Source organism: Mesorhizobium sp. M0816 (assembly GCF_040320005.1).
Lineage (GTDB): Bacteria > Pseudomonadota > Alphaproteobacteria > Rhizobiales > Rhizobiaceae > Mesorhizobium.
This window is the reverse complement of sequence record NZ_JAMYOT010000106.1, coordinates 1-780: the sequence shown is the minus strand read 5'-3', so window position 1 is coordinate 780 and position 780 is coordinate 1. Positions and strand designations below refer to the sequence as shown.

The window sequence follows — 780 nt, the reverse complement described above, 5'->3', positions numbered from 1 at the left end:
AGCGCCTACGTCGAGGCCAATCGCAACCCGCACGGTCTATGGGACAACGAAAAATGGCACGTTTCGTGGCTGTATCCCACCGCGCATGCGGTCGCTGCGCTGGGCAAGGCAAGCCCCAGTGGCGCGACGAGCGCGCGCTGGCGGCGCTGCTGCAGGCGCAGCGCGACGACGGCGGCTGGGGCGCCGGTCGCGCGTCCACATTCGAGGAAACCGCCTATGCGCTGTTCGCGTTGCACGTGATGGACGGGAGCGAAGAGCCGACAGGGCGCCGGCGCATCGCGCAGGCGGTGGCGCGTGCGCTGGAATGGATGCTCGCCCGCCATGCGGCGCATGCATTGCCCCAGACGCCGCTGTGGATCGGCAAGGAACTGTATTGCCCCACCCGGGTGGTGCGCGTGGCCGAACTCGCCGGGTTGTGGCTGGCGCTTCGTTGGGGGCGGCGCGTCCTGGCCGAGGGAGCAGGAGCGGCGCCATGATCCAGACCGAACGCGCGCTGCAGCAGGTGCTGGAGTGGGGGCGTTCCCTGACCGGGTTCGCCGACGAGCATGCCGTGGAAGCGGTCAGGGGCGGCCAGTACATCCTGCAGCGCATCCACCCGAGCCTGCGCGACACCAGCGCCCGCACCGGCCGCGATCCGCAGGATGAAACGCTGATCGTGGCGTTCTATCGCGAACTGTCGCTGCTGTTCTGGCTCGACGATTGCAACGACCTTGGCCTGATCGCGCCGGAGCAGCTCGCCGCGGTGGAGCAGGCGCTGGGGCAGGGCGTGCCGTGCGCGCT

At 69.9% G+C, this 780-nt stretch carries 2 pseudogenes; both read left to right on the top strand.

From position 1 onward, the window contains the following. Positions 1-476: pseudogene (locus tag NKI17_RS36880) on the top strand (hypothetical protein); the annotation flags it as partial. Further along, a pseudogene (locus NKI17_RS36875) lies at positions 473-780 on the top strand (terpene synthase family protein); the annotation flags it as partial. The pseudogenes NKI17_RS36880 and NKI17_RS36875, both read left to right, overlap by 4 nt.